This is a genomic window from Desulfobacterales bacterium (assembly GCA_029211065.1).
In the GTDB taxonomy this organism is placed as follows: Bacteria; Desulfobacterota; Desulfobacteria; order Desulfobacterales; family JARGFK01; genus JARGFK01.
Window position 1 is genome coordinate 13,014 of record JARGFK010000031.1, and the last position, 15,468, is coordinate 28,481.

Annotated in this window: 16 protein-coding genes; 7 read left to right on the forward strand and 9 right to left on the reverse strand. The window is 49.6% G+C overall.

The window, feature by feature from the left end; translation table 11 throughout:
* Positions 1-46 precede the first annotated feature (46 nt).
* From P1P89_08890 to P1P89_08900, 3 genes are all read right to left on the reverse strand, one after another.
* Positions 47-601, reverse strand: coding sequence for a CBS domain-containing protein (locus P1P89_08890; protein ID MDF1591614.1), 555 nt, complete (start codon positions 599-601; stop codon positions 47-49).
* Between the two features lie 72 nt (positions 602-673).
* The gene (locus P1P89_08895) at positions 674-1,561 is read right to left on the reverse strand and encodes a hypothetical protein (protein ID MDF1591615.1); all 888 of its coding nucleotides are present in this window, start codon (positions 1,559-1,561) and stop codon (positions 674-676) included.
* A 62-nt stretch (positions 1,562-1,623) separates the two neighbouring features.
* Positions 1,624-2,412, reverse strand: a complete 789-nt coding sequence (locus tag P1P89_08900) for a hypothetical protein (GenBank protein MDF1591616.1) — start codon at positions 2,410-2,412, stop codon at positions 1,624-1,626.
* 288 nt (positions 2,413-2,700) lie between these two features.
* Between P1P89_08900 and P1P89_08905 the strand changes: the two genes are divergently transcribed.
* On the forward strand, positions 2,701-3,981 hold the full coding sequence (locus P1P89_08905) for a citrate synthase (protein ID MDF1591617.1): 1,281 nt from the start codon (positions 2,701-2,703) through the stop codon (positions 3,979-3,981).
* A 23-nt stretch (positions 3,982-4,004) separates the two neighbouring features.
* On the opposite strand, the gene P1P89_08910 is transcribed toward P1P89_08905, so the two are convergent.
* Positions 4,005-5,258: a uracil-xanthine permease family protein gene (locus tag P1P89_08910; GenBank protein MDF1591618.1), complete on the reverse strand. Its 1,254-nt coding sequence runs from the start codon at positions 5,256-5,258 to the stop codon at positions 4,005-4,007.
* A 10-nt stretch (positions 5,259-5,268) separates the two neighbouring features.
* Entirely contained in the window at positions 5,269-5,895 is a 627-nt protein-coding gene (upp, locus tag P1P89_08915; GenBank protein ID MDF1591619.1) for a uracil phosphoribosyltransferase, read from the reverse strand.
* A 107-nt stretch (positions 5,896-6,002) separates the two neighbouring features.
* On the opposite strand from upp, the gene P1P89_08920 reads away from it, so the two are divergent.
* The gene (locus tag P1P89_08920) at positions 6,003-6,266 is read left to right on the forward strand and encodes a hypothetical protein (GenBank protein MDF1591620.1); all 264 of its coding nucleotides are present in this window, start codon (positions 6,003-6,005) and stop codon (positions 6,264-6,266) included.
* Positions 6,267-6,310: 44 nt separating this feature from the next.
* Here P1P89_08920 and P1P89_08925 read toward each other — a convergent pair whose 3' ends face one another.
* Positions 6,311-6,613, reverse strand: a complete 303-nt coding sequence (locus P1P89_08925; protein MDF1591621.1) for a hypothetical protein — start codon at positions 6,611-6,613, stop codon at positions 6,311-6,313.
* Between the two features lie 404 nt (positions 6,614-7,017).
* Here P1P89_08925 and priA point away from each other — a divergent pair, with 404 nt between their 5' ends.
* The 4 genes from priA (at position 7,018) to P1P89_08945 (ending at position 10,928) form a co-directional block, all read left to right on the forward strand.
* Positions 7,018-9,459: a primosomal protein N' gene (gene priA / locus P1P89_08930; protein MDF1591622.1), complete on the forward strand. Its 2,442-nt coding sequence runs from the start codon at positions 7,018-7,020 to the stop codon at positions 9,457-9,459.
* A gap of 120 nt (positions 9,460-9,579) precedes the next feature.
* The gene (locus tag P1P89_08935) at positions 9,580-9,801 is read left to right on the forward strand and encodes a hypothetical protein (GenBank protein ID MDF1591623.1); all 222 of its coding nucleotides are present in this window, start codon (positions 9,580-9,582) and stop codon (positions 9,799-9,801) included.
* Between the two features lie 66 nt (positions 9,802-9,867).
* A complete protein-coding gene (locus P1P89_08940; protein MDF1591624.1) occupies positions 9,868-10,311 on the forward strand; it encodes a hypothetical protein in 444 nt (147 codons plus the stop codon).
* Positions 10,308-10,928, forward strand: a complete 621-nt coding sequence (locus tag P1P89_08945; protein ID MDF1591625.1) for an HAD-IA family hydrolase — start codon at positions 10,308-10,310, stop codon at positions 10,926-10,928. The genes P1P89_08940 and P1P89_08945 overlap by 4 nt, the downstream gene beginning before the upstream one ends.
* 15 nt (positions 10,929-10,943) lie before the next feature.
* On the opposite strand, the gene P1P89_08950 is transcribed toward P1P89_08945, so the two are convergent.
* Positions 10,944-12,647, reverse strand: a complete 1,704-nt coding sequence (locus tag P1P89_08950) for a transglutaminase family protein (protein ID MDF1591626.1) — start codon at positions 12,645-12,647, stop codon at positions 10,944-10,946.
* A gap of 444 nt (positions 12,648-13,091) precedes the next feature.
* On the opposite strand from P1P89_08950, the gene P1P89_08955 reads away from it, so the two are divergent.
* Positions 13,092-13,544: a cyclic nucleotide-binding domain-containing protein gene (locus P1P89_08955; GenBank protein MDF1591627.1), complete on the forward strand. Its 453-nt coding sequence runs from the start codon at positions 13,092-13,094 to the stop codon at positions 13,542-13,544.
* A gap of 159 nt (positions 13,545-13,703) precedes the next feature.
* Here P1P89_08955 and P1P89_08960 read toward each other — a convergent pair whose 3' ends face one another.
* Together P1P89_08960 and P1P89_08965 are read right to left on the reverse strand one after the other, a co-directional pair.
* The gene (locus P1P89_08960; protein ID MDF1591628.1) at positions 13,704-14,324 is read right to left on the reverse strand and encodes a lytic transglycosylase domain-containing protein; all 621 of its coding nucleotides are present in this window, start codon (positions 14,322-14,324) and stop codon (positions 13,704-13,706) included.
* A gap of 658 nt (positions 14,325-14,982) precedes the next feature.
* On the reverse strand, positions 14,983-15,420 hold the full coding sequence (locus tag P1P89_08965; protein MDF1591629.1) for a CoA-binding protein: 438 nt from the start codon (positions 15,418-15,420) through the stop codon (positions 14,983-14,985).
* Positions 15,421-15,468: the final 48 nt, after the last annotated feature.

Here is a 15,468-nt window from a genome sequence, read left to right on the forward strand (position 1 = left end):
CTAAGTAAATAACAGTAGTCAGCTTTTAACGGTTTTCCGGAGGATATTAAATTTCACAGGTTTTGATAGTAGTGCAAATCTCATGAAAAACGTCCGTCACTCTCAAGATGCCGACGATTTCCTTTTCTCTGGTAACCAGCAGCGACTGGTGGTGTCCGACGATCAGTTGGTGGATGCCCTGGTCCAGGGTGGCGCTTTCTTCAATATATTCGCCTTCCGTCGGGGTATACATGAAGTCCTTGACCTTTGTCGAGCCTGCCTTTTTACAGATATCATCCAGGGGCTTGTTCCACAGGTTGAATTGATCCATCATTTTTTTCAGAAACTGACGGCTGTATCCCAGCCGGGATATGGATTTCGTGTCCTCAATCTGTTCATATTTCGGCTCCAACGCCTTTAAGATATCCAGCTGGCTGACTTTTCCCACAATCTGTTTGTTATTGTCGTATACCAGTATGGCCCGATGGCGATACTGGGACTGGTTGAACTCCTGCTGGGCCTTCTCCAAGGCTATAATTGCTTCAAACATGGTTGCATTTTCGGGTACCGTGGCATATTGCGCCAGGGGTACCATCACCTCTTTAACAGTACGAGATTTCATAAGATCCTCCTGAGCCTTCCCGAATAATTAACCCTAAAAAAAGACGGTTGCATTGCGTTATTTTGTCTGGCACTACCAGCCGCGCTGTTTGATAATATTCTGAATTTCAGCCTGCTGAATGCGTTCATCATGTTCCTGCTTGACCTTTGCCGCGCTGTTGATTTTTTTCACGAGATCTTCCGTTTCCGTCGGTTTCATCAGATAGTCATAGGCCCCCAGTTTCATGCCCTTGATGGCGGTTTCCACGACTTTGCCGTAGAATTTGGAATTGGTCTGGAAAATGCCGTCCCGGTTCACCAGAAAGGCGTCGCTTTCAGGGTCCAGCCCCATAGATGCGATGAGCATGTCGAATTTGTCGGTATCGATGGTTGCCCGCAGAATCCAGCTGGGGCCCTCTTCCGGCATGTGCTGGATGGCAATGGCGATGTGCGGGAGTTCACGGTACCCCATAAACACTTCGCTGATATAAGTGCCGCGGACCCGCGTTTCCTCAAACCAGGCCTGTTTGGAATAATCTTTACCCAAAAACCGGGCATAGGGGCCGGCATAGCTCACCTGGATGCCGTTGCTGTCAAAAAGACCCAGATCGATAAAACCGCCGAATTCAGTTTTCAGCGTTCGAAAGATACGACCGATCGTTCTGGCTTCGGACAACTCTGCAAACGAATAGGTCGAGGCGATAAAGCGGACCGTAGAGAGACGTTCTTCCAGAAACAGTTCAAAGGAATGCTTGGTTTTGCTGACCAGGACCAGGACCGGATTGATAATTTCATTCTTGAGGCCGGCTTGATATTGATAGTGATTGATGGCCGCCATGAATGTAAGGGGAACAATGGTGACCACCATCATCAAGATGACGATATTGCGGCGCAGGACGATATAGCGGTCCGGCGAGGCGCTGGTATCGTCATATTTTAAAAAACTTTTGGCAAACCGCTCCCACCACTTTTCAAGAAACATTTTTTCCTCTTTTCCCCATGAGAAAAACCGCAACCCCTTTTATCGAAAGCCGTTATAATATGTCAAAAATATTTTCCGATAGCAATATCTTTAAGATATTGGAAGACCGCCGGCCCCTCACCGGCCGCCTTTACTTTTCCATCCGTCGCCTGGAGCAAAATATCGGCGCGTTGCCTGTCCAGCGAACTGATGGTTTCTTCCATGTATTTCAAATGGTTGTCAGCAGGACGGTAGATCACGGCCGGGCCAAATAAAATCTCCCCGTTTTCTGTTGTTGTCCGTTTGCCGGCAATCTCAAGGGTGCCGACAGATAAATGCCGGGGAGGGAGGCTGAAATCCAGCAGCTTGTAAAAAAGCGACAGGCACAGGCGGACCCCATCCGGATCGTTGATTTCCAGCGCGATGCGGCCGTCTTCCGCAATCGCTTCCAAATCGGACCTGTTCAGTGTCAGATCCAGCGCGTCAACGCATTCCTGGTGAACGGCCGCAACAGAATCCGTTTTTTTACAAACGACCACGTCGCTGTCGCTGAGTATTTTAACGGCATTGCGGATATTGATCATTTCCTTGATCGTGGGACTTTTACGCAAGACCACATCCGCAATCCCGGTGGCGTAAATGGCCAGTTCGTTGTCCAGAACCAGAATCCGCATGGCGCCGGCGGGGTTTTGTTTGATATAGAGGTCTAAATCCCGTTGCCGCTCATATTGATAGGAAGCGATATCCAGGAGCTGCCGCATGGATGTTTTGTCCACCCGGGTACCATTATCCTGTTTTTTCAAAGACAGCCGTACGTTTTCCGCCAGTTGATCGATTTTTATTTTTTTGATTATATTTTCTTTAAATGACACGGGCGCCCCTTTGCATCGTTTTCGCAAAATCTTATCACAGCCTCAATGACATGTAAATAAAACCCTGGACCCGGAAAGAGACCAACGATCGGCACCTGTTTGACTTTCCCATACGATTCATATATTAGGGTCTTCCAATGGTTTCTGTTTTATAATAACGGCCCTCCCGTATTTTCGTTAAACCCGGACAGCATCCATGCGGACAAGTGTCGGATTGGTTCCTGAACACTCTATTTACAGCTACGGAGATACGCCTGAATAAGGAAATGACTATTTAAAGGAAGCGATATGACGGAAAAAGTAAAATTGGTGATCGGTGACAAAACCTATGAATTAAAGCTGACTGAAGGTTCGGAGGGTGAAAAGGCAATTGATATTACAAACCTGCGACAGATGACCGGTATGATAACGCTGGATCCCGGGTTTGCCAACACCGGCAGTTGTGCCAGCGCCATCACTTACGTGGACGGGGAAAGGGGAATTCTGCGATATCGCGGCATTCCCGTCGAACAACTGGCTGAGTATTCCAGTTTCAGAGAAACGGTTTACCTTTTAATAAACGGGAAGTTGCCGACCCGGTCCCAGCTTAACCGCATGTCCATGCTGCTCAACGATCACTCGCTGGTGCATGAGGACATGCGTAATTTTTTTGAAAGTTTTCCCAGGGGTTCACACCCCATGGGGATACTGTCCTCCATGGTGACCGCCATGCGCAGTTTTTATCCGGAACTGCAGATTAACGAAGAAGAAATCAACAGCACCGTTACGCGTCTACTTTCCAAGGTGCGGACACTGGCGGCCATGTCGTATAAAATATCCCGGGGACACAAGGTCGTCTACCCGCGTCCGGATCTTTCATACTGCGCCAATTTTCTGAATATGATGTTTGACAGTCCGGTCCGGCCGTATCGAATCGACGAAGACATCGTAAAGGCGTTGAATACCTACTGGATTCTGCATGCCGACCATGAACAGAACTGTTCGACCTCCGCCGTCCGCGTTGTCGGCAGCGGCCGGGTGAACCTGTATGCCGCTATTTCAGCAGGGATAGCAGCCCTGTGGGGGACGCTTCACGGCGGCGCCACCCAAGCCGTGATTGAAATGCTGGAGGAACTCCATCGCAACGGCGGGTCGGTGGATCGGATTATTGCAAGGGCCAAAGATAATAATGATTCGTTTCGGCTGATGGGGTTTGGACATCGGGTTTACAAGACCTATGACCCCCGGGCAAAAATCATGAAGGAAATGTGCGATAAAATTCTGGAAAAATTGAAAACCCACGACCCCCTGCTGGACCTGGCAAAGGATCTGGAGGCTGCCGCCCTGAACGATGATTATATTGTGGAGAAAAACCTTTACCCCAACGTCGATTTCTACAGCGGCATTGTTCTAAGGGCGATCGGCATACCCACCAACATGTTCCCGGTCATGTTTGCCATCGGCAGACTGCCCGGCTGGATTGCCCAGTGGAAAGAGAGCGTGGATGACCCCATGTGGAAACTCAACCGACCCCGCCAGGTATATATCGGGCCGAAGGAGTTGCATTACACGCCGATGGATGAACGCTAATATCGCGCCCGACCGGCGGGCTTTTAGGACTTCGGTTGTGATTTTCCAGGCAACACCAGATTCAGCAGAACCCCCAGTATCCCGGCAAGACCGATCCCCTTAATGGAAAACTCACCGGCTGAAAAAGCCATTCCACCGATTCCAAAGACCAGTATCAGTGCCACAATCGACAGGTTGCGGGGTTCCAAAAGATCCTCACCGGCTTTTACCAGACTGTTTAAGCCGACGACCATGATGGCCCCGAAAAGCAGAAGCATGATGCCGCCCATCACAGGCGTCGGGATGGTTTGCAGAACCGCACCGATTTTGCCGATAAAAGCCAATAGAATTGCGAAAATGGCTGCCCAGGTCATGATGGCCGGGTTGAAGACCTTGATGAGGGCAACCGCGCCGGTGACTTCCGAATATGTCGTGTTGGGGGGGCCGCCCAAGAATGAGGCAAAGGAGGTTGCGAGGCCGTCACCCAGCATGGTGCGATGGATGCCGGGGTTCTTTAAGTAGTTTCGATCCGTAATGGAGCCGATTGCGAGAATGTCGCCGAAATGCTCAATGGCCGGGGCAATGGCCACGGGAACGATGAAAAAAATAGCCTGCCAGCTCCATTCCGGAAAAACGAAATGGGGGAGCGCCAGCCAGGGCGCCTTGAAAACAGGAGAAAAATCAACCAGTCCGAGGGGGAGGGAAACAAGATATCCGACGGAGATTCCGCACAGGATGGGTATCAACCGGAAAAATCCGCGGCCCAGAAGCGAAACCAGTATGGTTGTGGCCAGCGTTATCATGGAGACCACCAGGGCCGTCATTTCAGGAACCAGAACGGCGGCGCCGTCGCCGGTCCTGCCCATTGCCATATGAACGGCAACCGGAGACAGGATGAGTCCGATAACCATAATTACCGGTCCGGTAACAACCGGCGGCAGGATTTTCAGGAGAATATCGCTTCCGCGCCAGCGGATCAAAAGGCTCAGGACAATATAGACCCCGCCTGCGGCCGATAGTCCGCAGAGGGTTGCAGGAATCCCCCATGTCTGGACGCCGTAGATAATCGGGGCAATAAATGCAAAGGAAGAGGCCAGGAAAATCGGCACCATTTTTTTGGTGACAGCCTGAAAAATGAGCGTCCCGACGCCGGCCGTAAAAAGGGCTACATTGGGATCCAGACCGGTTAAAAGCGGCACCAGGACCAGGGCGCCAAATGCCACGAACAACATCTGGGCACCCACCAGGCTGTCTTTCAGTCTGAAGTGATATATCGGGGGAGCTGTATTCTGCGCCATAAAAACCTCCTCACTTTGTTCCGAAAATTTTATCGCCGGCATCGCCCAGTCCCGGCAGAATATAACCGATGTCATTCAGCCTTTCGTCGATTGCGGCCGTATAAATTTCAACGTCGGGATGGGCTGCTTCCAGTCGACGGATCCCCTCCGGAGCGGCTACGATAAAAAGCCCCTTGATCTGTTTGCAGCCGGCTGCCTTTAAAAGATTGATGACCGCCAGCAGGGTGCCGCCGGAAGCCAGCATGGGGTCCAGTATCAGGGATATCCGCTCTTCTATATTGCTGGTCATTTTTTCATAATATTTCACGGGCTCCAGGGTTTCTTCGTTTCGGTACATCCCCACCACGCTGACCTTGGCGGAAGGAATGAGGTTGAGAACCCCGTGCATCATTCCCAGACCCGCCCGTAAAATCGGAACCACGGTAATCTTTTTCCCCTTGATTTTTTCAACCGTTACCGGGCCGGCCCATCCCTGAATGGTTTCCTGCTCGGTCTGCAGGTCTTTGGTGGCTTCATAGGTCAGCAGACTGGCCAGTTCGGAAGCCATATCCCTGAAATCCTTGGTGGTCACGTGATGTTCCCGCATAAGCCCCAGCTTATGCTTGATCAATGGATGGTCGACAACATGAACGGTCACGGCAGCCTCCTTGGGACCTTTGAAAACGTCGCTTTTTGCACTATCGCTTAAGCCGGTCCAAACAAAAAACTTAAATTTTTAAGGTATCAATTTGCATGAATTGTTCAATGAGAAAGAAAATTTATTCCGGGTTAACCGCGACTACCGACCGTGTAAATCAAAAAAGCGGCGCTGCAGCGGCAATCGTCAGGCGGCCGTTCTATTCAGACGACGGAAAATTACGGGTCGTTTATAAGAGCGATATCAACGCGTCGAAATGTGTTGAGCCGGCTGTTGGGTTGCAGACGGCGATTGGGCTTTACATAAAAATATGGCTGGTCAAACACCGCAATACCGGTGAATCCCCAGCGGGAAGGCCGGTCCTGCCCTAAATGGGAGAGGACGCCTTTTCCAACAGCAGAGAGGGGTGCTAAAATTAAATGTCGCCGATAGGCCTTTTAAAAGTAAATTTAGCCGGCGCGACAACTAGGTTCTCGTATGTCGTCCCGGTGTTGCCGCCCAGAAGTGAAAAAGGCAACGCGATAATAAATACGGCGCTGCCGAAGACGGTGGCTAAAAGTCCCACCGGCCGGACCAGCAGGACATCAGCCATCATTTTTTCCGCGCTATACTCCGTTTGGGCGGATTTGTCTTGCGCCAGGGATTCCGTAGCAAAGGGAATTAGAATCAGCGCTGCAATGGTAAGAAAGACAATGGACTGTTTAGAGTGTTTAAGCATATAATCCTCCTTTAGAATGCGATCCCTCACATATCACACCGATCCATCTCAAGCCCGGGCGAGCCAGTGGCGCCCGCCGCCTTGGGTTTAAATTCCGGTAACGCCTTAATATTATATTTCTATATAAATTTCAATAGTTAATTGGTTGGCGTTTAAAAAAATAGTCTTTTGGAGTGAAGTTGAAGGAAACAGGTTTTGACGCATCTACATTGGTTTTTTCATCCGGCCGGACTTGAATCGTTTTGAGATTGGCGCTATAAATGATTATTTAGGCAGTCGCTGTTCGATTCCTGCCCGGGGCAACCCTGAATGTTTCGGAAGATCGAGCTTCTTATGAAAACCTTACGGGTCAACATCCGGCGCTTGACCAAAGAAAGTATCCTGAGCCGGATTGTCTTTTGTATATGGTTCATTCCAACAGCTACATAGACGTGGCCGTCGCGTTGCCGGTGTTCGGTACGTTTACCTATCAGGTTCCGGATAAACTGATGGATGATGTTTCAGTCGGAAAACGGGTTCTGGTGCCGTTTGGCCGCCGCCGGGTAACCGGGTATGTCCTGGGGCCGGGCAAAAGCTGCGGCCGCACAGAAATGAAATTTATCCAGGAGGTGCTGGACCGCCGCCCGCTTTTTCCGGCAGTTCTCATTCCGTTTTTCGAATGGATATCTTCGTACTACCTGCATCCCATCGGAGAGGTCATTAAAGGCGCACTGCCCGGCGGTTTGAATCTCTATGAATATTCGGTTTTCAAACTGACGGAGAAAGGTGAACGTGCATTGCAAGGAGAAGTCTCCGGCGACCGCGAGGGTGAAGTTCTATCCCAACTGAAAACAGGTTCCGCCCGGCTGAAGGATCTGAACCGGATGCTTCAGAAAAATATTTCCGAAGCACTCATGGCAGAGATGGAAAAGAAAGGCTGGATTGATCAAAAAACCGAGCTCAGAGGGGCCCGGACAAGGCCCCGCATGGAGCGCTTTGTTTCATTGCAACACCCGGATGTCCCTCTTCGAAATATTTCGGATGGGAGGCAGAAAATCATTGCGGCCCTTTCATCGGTCGAGGAGGTTGCGTTAAAAAATCTTAAAGCCATCGTTCCAAACGCCGCAGCTTTGATCCGGTCCCTGCAAAAAGGAGGATATGTCCGGACCCGATACAAAAGGGTGTTTCGAGATCCTTTTGGTGAATCCATATTGCCTGATACGGCGCCGACTTTGACAGGGGAGCAGCTGGAAGTCGTCACCACGATTTCAGCCTCTCTGGGACGGGAATTTTCAACCTATCTTCTGGCCGGTGTCACCGGCAGCGGGAAAACAGAGGTATACCTGCAGCTGGCCGAAGCAGCGCTGACAAAAGGCTATGCGGCCCTGGTGCTGGTGCCGGAGATCGTACTGATTTCTCAAATGGAAAGGTCTTTTCGTTCGCGTTTTGGCGAACGGATCGCGGTGCTGCACAGCGGCCTTTCTCCAGGTGAACGCTATGATCAATGGAACCGCATTCTGAATGGTGAAACGCCCATCGTGATCGGCGCCAGATCCGCTATTTTCGCGCCTTTAGACAAGATCGGGCTGATTGTCGTGGACGAGGAGCATGACACTTCCTATAAACAGGAGAGCGGTCTGCGATACAATGCCCGGGATCTTGCCGTGGTAAGGGCGAAAGAGCATGGGTGCATTGCCCTGCTGGGCTCTGCCACTCCGTCGATACAGTCCGCTTATAATGCGGATACCAAAAAGTTTATCGAATTGACCCTTAAAGATCGCGTTGAAAAGCAACCCCTTCCGGAAATCCGGATTGTCGACCTTGGAGAGAACCGGGATGAGCGTGGGGTTCGGCGCTTTATTACACCTGAACTCCACGATGCCATGAAAGTGACGCTTGGGCGACATGAACAGGTTCTTCTTTTTTTAAACCGGCGCGGCTTTGCCGGGCTGCCGGTTTGTTCGGTCTGCGGCGAAGCCGTACGCTGCAAAAACTGTGACATTTCCATGACGCTGCACCAGCAGGCCAATGCCTATAAATGCCATTATTGCGGGTTTTCCAGAGCGTTTTCATTAACATGTGATCGCTGCGGTTCGTCTAAAATAAAACTCTTGGGCCTGGGGACGGAAAAGGTGGAGGCAGCGGTTAGGGCGCTTTTTCCGGAGGCACGGGTTGCCAGAATGGACCGGGATACCACTGCCCGGCGCGGATCCATTGTAACGCTTTTGAAAGGACTTAGGAACCGGACAATTGATGTGCTGGTGGGAACCCAGATGATCGCCAAAGGGCATGATTTTCCGAATATTACCCTGGTCGGTGTTATTTGCGCAGACCTTTCCCTCAGTTTTCCGGATTTTCGGGCCGGTGAACGGACTTTTCAACTTCTGGCCCAGGTGGCCGGAAGGGCCGGTCGGGGAAAAGTTCCCGGCCGGGTGGTGTTGCAAACCTATAACCCGAAACACTTCAGCATATTGGCTGCGCGGGACCAGGACAGCAAGCGGTTTTATGCCCAGGAAATTACTTTTCGCAAGGCCCTGAACTATCCACCGTTCTCCAGAATCATTCAGGTCAGAATTGCGGGTAAACACAAAGACCATGCCGGTCAGGTTGCAAGGGAACTGGGAGAGGCCTGCAGCGCGCTGCAACAAGGCAGTAAATCCTTTTGCCGCAACATTGAAGTGCTGGGGCCGATTCGGGCGCCCCTTGCACGGATTGCCCAGGAACACCGCTGGCAGATCCTGATAAAAGGCAAGCGGGCCGGAACGCTTCACCAGTTCGTTCGCCAACTGATAAAGGATCGGGGCGCGCTGTTTAATCAACGCAAAGCCAAGGTCCTGATCGATGTGGATCCATTTTTTATGATGTAGCGGCAACTTTCAGGGTAAAAGCCGCTACCTTGCTTTTAAAGTGAATGCGTATTAAAATATATAGATTGCGGGAGATTTTATGAATTATACGAACCTGAATGTCAGGTAAAGGAGCTTTCAATGAAGTTTAAAACGTTTCTCATGGCGGTCATTTGTGTTTTCTTGATGGTGACGGTTTCCCGGGCAGAACCAACACCCGCCCCGCAACTCCCGGCTGCGTTTTTGCCGATTACCACCTTCAACTTTCCGGAAGTCGTCGAGGGTACCGAGATTGTGCATGACTTTATTATTTTAAACAAGGGCACGGGGCCGTTGAATATCCAGAAGGTTGAAACCAGCTGAGGGTGCACGGCCGTTTCTTTCACACGGCTGATTCCTCCCGGGGGGGAGGGAAAAATTACGCTTAAAGTGGATTCCAACGGATTTGGCGGCTCCCGGCTGAATAAAAGCGCCGTTGTCTATACGGATGATCCGGCCAAACCCCGGCAGACCCTGATCATATCAGGACCGGTGGGAGAGTTTGCCACCATGATCCCCAAAAGGGTTGTCCTGCGCGGAATTGCCGGGCAGCCCGTAAAGGGCATGGTAACCATCATGCCCAAAGAAAAATATCCGTTTAAAATCACAGCGGCCATGGCCAGGTATGGGAGTAAAATCCATTTCAAATATGAGGAGATTCAACATTCTGATCCCAAGGGCTATTTGTTGACGGTTGAAAATTTGCAGACCCACAGGGGGCGTTATGCCGATACGGTCATTCTTAAAACGGACAGCCCGATCCGGCCGGAAATCACCATTCAGGTTTTGGGGGATATCGCTGACGCAGCGCAGACGGGGATACCGCTTAAATGAAAGCTACCAAGGTTGTCGCCTTTGACTGTGACGGGGTCATGTTCGATTCGGTGAAAGCAAATACAGCATATTATGACCATATTTTAGTCCATTTCGGCCTGCCGGTCATGACGCCCGAACAGTTTGTCTTTGCCAATATGCATACGACGGAAAAAGTGCTGGCCCATCTCTTTGATGATCCGGAAATGCTGACGGCCGCCCTGCGCTATCGCAGCCGGATGAGTTACCGGCCGTTTGTCAGGGAGATGGAGATTGAGCCCTACCTCAAGCCGTTGCTGCAGACAATACGCCCCCATTATCATACTGCCATTGCCACCAACCGAACCGACAGCATCGGCTGGGTTATCAGTGACCACGGACTGGAAGGGTTTTTTGATTATGTGGTCAGCGCCCTTGACGTCAGATATCCCAAACCGGACCCTGAACCGCTGCTAAAAATCCTGAAACATTTTAGGGTAGCGCCACACGAGGCGCTTTATGTCGGCGATTCGGAATTGGACGAAATGGCCGCCGGCAAGGCAGGAATCCCCCTGGTGGCCTATAACAATCCCGCCCTCAACGCAGCCTATCACATCCGGAGTTTGAAGGAGCTGGAAGTCATGCTGGTCTCCGGGTAAAAATATGGCAGAAATCTATCTCGGGGTAAGACCCGTTACCCGGTAATTGAATTCAAAGGCCAAACTGCGACTCCAGTCGGCATCGAATATGGTTTTATATCGGGTGCCGTCTTGGGGGCCGATGGGTTTGCCGTAAGAGAAAAACCAGTTTATAACCGGGCTGCCGGTAAAACCCAGCGCCACCCAGTAGCGGCCGGGGGCCAAAAGCGTTGACGTTCGCCTGAAGGAAAAATCCACCCAGCCGTATCCGGAGATATAATCTATCTGGTCAAGATCAAGCATGTCGCTGGTGGCAACAGTCTCTCCCGGTTTGCTCTGATTATCCTTGAACAATTCCAGCCAGATTTGGCCTTGACCGCCAAACTTATGCAGTGCCAGGGCAATGGTTTCGAGCTGTAAGGGCTTGTCTAGAATAAAAATCTGGGCGTACTGCCTGCCCTGGGTGGTCACATATTCAGCAGTTTCAACCATAAAGTTTTTACGCATTTCCATGGCGCCCGAATCGCTTTGCCGTGCGGGCCCCCGGGCGGAGAGAAAATCTATGTTTTGCGGAAAGTCCAGATTGCCGAATACAAAAGGGTCAAGATAATGAAGCTGTTTTAAAGCCGTTTCCGGCAAATGGGGTGCGATGGGGGCCGGGAGTTTAAGAGAAACCTTGGAAAAAACGGAGTCAATACTGGGACTGAGCAGTAATTTGCGCGGGCCATAATTTTCTTTTTTGGCCTGCAGCCGGATGTGATCGGTTGTGAACGCAGCTTCAATATTTTCTTTAAATGTAGGTTTGCTTGATGCGCCGCCGGGCGTGTTTGTCCAGCGGATTAAGCCGTCCTGCTTGGTTTCACTGTTATCCACACCGATTTCCACCCTTATAAAGCGGTTGCTGACGAACATCTCGGTTCCGGAAGGATCAAAGGGCACCCAGCCGAGATCGGGAAAATAAACTTCGATCCAGGCGTGCCGCCCCAGCGCCATCCGGGATGTCAATATCGTATCGCCCACGTCGATATCATAGGGTTCTGAAAGGGTAATGCCGTTGACGATACGGACCGGAATCCCCACGGATCGCATCATGGCGGCCGCCAGGTGGGAGTAATTCTGGCAATTGCCGCTGCCGCTCTGGAACGAATAAACGGCACTGTAACTTGTTGGATTCACCACATAGCGCATGTGGTCCACCATCCATGTTAAAATTTGTTGAACGGCATCAAACAAAGTTTTGGAAGAACGGGTCAACTGATTGGCCTTGAGACGGATGTCTGCATTCCCCGCCTCCACCAGTGGGGTGGCCCCGAGATAGTCAGGATCCAGCCCGCCCTGCCGGGGCATCGGAAAAGGGGTGAGTGTTTTCAGCATTTTAAGGGAAACGCTGTTATCGGCCTGAAATCGCACGGCCGTCCGTATGGGAACGGAAGGGTTTTGCCAGACTACCTCGATAATTTTATTGCCCCGGCGATCACTCTTTTCCGTCCGTTTCCACGGGGAAGGCTCAAACGAAAAATCCACATTTGTAATCTGTTGTGTGTATGTCGGAGAGATAAAAGACATCGGCACGACAAAGCTCAACATGAGCTGGGGGGTATCGGGCATCGGGTCTATTTTTTGTAAAATTTGAAAGTTGATTTGAGATTGCTGTTCACCGTTTAAAATATAATTTTCAGCAACGGACGGGGATGCCATCAGCAATGTGACAAAGAAAAGAATTATCCGTTTCAGCGCCATATCGGATTATCTCCTACTAAAGAAAATGTCGAAAAAGGTTCTATGGCTTAGGGCTCTGTGCGCCGCCGGCCGACCCAGGTCATTCGCAATAAGTTTTTCGGCCTTCGGCACGCCGACAATGATTTACGGCATACATTAACATAACTATCTTAAAAAACAATATAATAAGTTGTAGACCCCTAGACAGCAAGCACGCCGAAATTTCTATTAGTCACATGGTTGGCCCTGCCGGAGGCGTGCTTGATTTATCCCCGCAGACGCATAACCGCAGAATCGTATTATGCATGGGGAATTAATCCAGCCGTGGACACCAACGGGGTTTGTCTTGACTTTATATGGGGCTCTGACTTAAAAGTAATACGCTGAATCCTGTGTGAAATTTATGAGAAGCTTTTTTGTGCGCCATACAAAAGAATTCGAATATTTTTACGAAAGGAAAAGACCATGTCTATTTATGAAATGATAAACGATATGCCGATGTTCAAGAGTTTTTCCGACGGTGAAATAAAGCAGTTCGCTGAAATGGATCACTCGATTATTGAATATAAACAGGGCGAAGTTGTGACAAAAGAGGGTGAAAGCTCTACGGCCTTATATTTAATCATCAAGGGATCTGTTCTGGTTACCAAGACCCGTGACAATGCTAAAATACGCATTGCAAAGCTGGGACCCGGCGAGATATTCGGTGAAATGTCTTTTTTTTCAAAAAAGGCGAGAAACAGCGATATCAACGCAAATGAGGACGTAATCGTTATCCGAATGGACGATGATTTTTTTCAAAAGATCAATCCGGTTATTAAGGATAAAACCAAAAATTATTTCATCGAGTTGTTGATCAATCGACTGGACACAATGAATGATTCAATTATGAAAATATCAAAACTGATGCGGATGTAGAAGCTGCCTTTATATCCGGCTAAATAATCCTTTCTTAAATATCATATTCTATACCCTGCTTTAGCATCAAGGCCCTTGCAAGACACTCCCTTTTGCCTGATTTCGGCTGGAATTGTCGGCAGGCTTCATGGAACGGCTCTAAATCAGACAAGCTGCGTCTTAGGCCTGTTTCAGATCCGAGGCCATCTGTTCCCGGTAATACTCATAATATTTAAAAACTTTTTTTATGTAATACCGGGTGGCCTTGAAAGGAGGGATTCCCTGGTACATTCTGACTTTCCTAAGCCCGGCGTTATAGGCTGCCAGGGCGAGTTTGACATCGCCTTCGAAAATGTCTACCAGGCGCTTAAAATATAAAACGCCGCCGTTGATATTGTGCTCTGGATTAAAAATATCTTCGACGCCGAGCGCTTCAGCCGTTCCCGGCATCAGCTGCATCAGACCCGCGGCGCCTCTTTTGGATATTGCCTTGGGGTTATATCCGGACTCCGCCATGATAATGGCTTTAATAAGCGCCGGATCGATCTCGTGTTCAGTGGCAACCCTGACAATAATGGGATGAAAAAGATGTTCACCCTTGGTTAACCAGAGAGTGGGCACTGTCGGCAGCTTCCGGCTGGTCTTGTCTCCGATCTCTCCATTGAGTAAATCTTCCGGAATCGTAAGAATCGTACTGATCGGTTTTTGTAGGAATATGATTTGTGAATGCTTCTGGCCTTTATCAAGGGGGGGGATGAAGATATGCTGGAGCATGATCAGCATGAAGGACCATGTCGCCATGCTGTGAAAGAAACGCGGGAAACGGCGTTTGTTTGTGCTACAGTTTTTAGATTGGGCAGAATCGCTCATCATGGTTATGCATTAAATATTTGCTGGGAAAACTTTTAAAAAAAACCTTATATCAATATATATAGTATGTCAAGTTTTCATAAACACCATATGTTGTAATACTTGTAAACAATTGAAACCTTACGCTACTGGTAATCGGTCATAAAGATATCCGAATAAAGCAACGTTTCGGATTCAACAAAACTTACTGTTGATACCCCTTTATCCAGAGCCATGGCTGGAAACGCCGGGGCATTTTATCGCGTGAACCCAACCGCGTGTTCGGGAGTTAAAGCAGATTCACGAACAGATTGTCAAATTAAAAAATCGGAATGCTGCTTTAACACGCCGGGTCCGGCTCAATATGTATCTATCGCACAAGAAGCGAGGCGGCATCGGAACAGTATTGAATTCGCAACCCTATTGATTGCCATAGCCATTCCATTTGCCGCAGTCCGGGCATTGCCATGTGATTCCGTTGCAGGACATTCCCCAGAAGTTTTCCAGCATGCATTCCTGGCAGATCTGGAAGCCGCAGCGACAGGTCCAGCTGAATGGGAATACACCCGTGCAGCAGGCGCAATAATAATTTTTGGGGTGTCTTCGTTTTTTATTTTTGGCCGGTTCGGTTGAAAAGTCTTTCATATTCGATTTTAATACACCGGTTCATGACCACGTCAATACCCGCGGTTGTTAATAGTTCAGCCGCTTCAAGGTTTTCAATATTGAGCTGCATCCAAAAAACGCGGGGTTCTAAACGCAACGCTTCGTGTGCGTGGGCCAACACTTTGTCGCTGTTCCTGAAAACATCGACAATATCAATGGGCACGGGAACGTCGTCAAGGGACGGATAAGCCTTTGCACCTAAAATTTCTTTTTGACCCGGACGAATCGGAATAATCGTAATCCCCCGCTGTTGCAGATACCGGGCGACCCTGTAAGAATCTCTTTCAGGCTTTGGGCTAAGTCCCACCACAGCAACTGTATTTAAATGCTGAAGCATTTCCGTAAATTCGCTGTCCGAGGTGATAATTTTTCCAGGTTTCATAATCAATTCTTTGGCTTGTCTTGTAGTTCTTGTTGATCCGTGGTAAAA

Coding starts and splice junctions, on each gene's coding strand:
- P1P89_08945 (MDF1591625.1), top strand. CDS start 10,308: ATGAAAGCTACCAAGGTTGTCGCCTTTGACTGTGACGGGGTCATGTTC.
- P1P89_08905 (MDF1591617.1), top strand. CDS start 2,701: ATGACGGAAAAAGTAAAATTGGTGATCGGTGACAAAACCTATGAATTA.
- P1P89_08955 (MDF1591627.1), top strand. CDS start 13,092: ATGTCTATTTATGAAATGATAAACGATATGCCGATGTTCAAGAGTTTT.
- P1P89_08965 (MDF1591629.1), bottom strand. CDS start 15,420: ATGAAACCTGGAAAAATTATCACCTCGGACAGCGAATTTACGGAAATG.
- P1P89_08950 (MDF1591626.1), bottom strand. CDS start 12,647: ATGGCGCTGAAACGGATAATTCTTTTCTTTGTCACATTGCTGATGGCA.
- P1P89_08890 (MDF1591614.1), bottom strand. CDS start 601: ATGAAATCTCGTACTGTTAAAGAGGTGATGGTACCCCTGGCGCAATAT.
- P1P89_08920 (MDF1591620.1), top strand. CDS start 6,003: ATGAGAAAGAAAATTTATTCCGGGTTAACCGCGACTACCGACCGTGTA.
- P1P89_08935 (MDF1591623.1), top strand. CDS start 9,580: ATGAAGTTTAAAACGTTTCTCATGGCGGTCATTTGTGTTTTCTTGATG.
- priA (MDF1591622.1), top strand. CDS start 7,018: ATGGTTCATTCCAACAGCTACATAGACGTGGCCGTCGCGTTGCCGGTG.
- P1P89_08910 (MDF1591618.1), bottom strand. CDS start 5,258: ATGGCGCAGAATACAGCTCCCCCGATATATCACTTCAGACTGAAAGAC.
- P1P89_08925 (MDF1591621.1), bottom strand. CDS start 6,613: ATGCTTAAACACTCTAAACAGTCCATTGTCTTTCTTACCATTGCAGCG.
- P1P89_08960 (MDF1591628.1), bottom strand. CDS start 14,324: ATGGCGACATGGTCCTTCATGCTGATCATGCTCCAGCATATCTTCATC.
- P1P89_08895 (MDF1591615.1), bottom strand. CDS start 1,561: ATGTTTCTTGAAAAGTGGTGGGAGCGGTTTGCCAAAAGTTTTTTAAAA.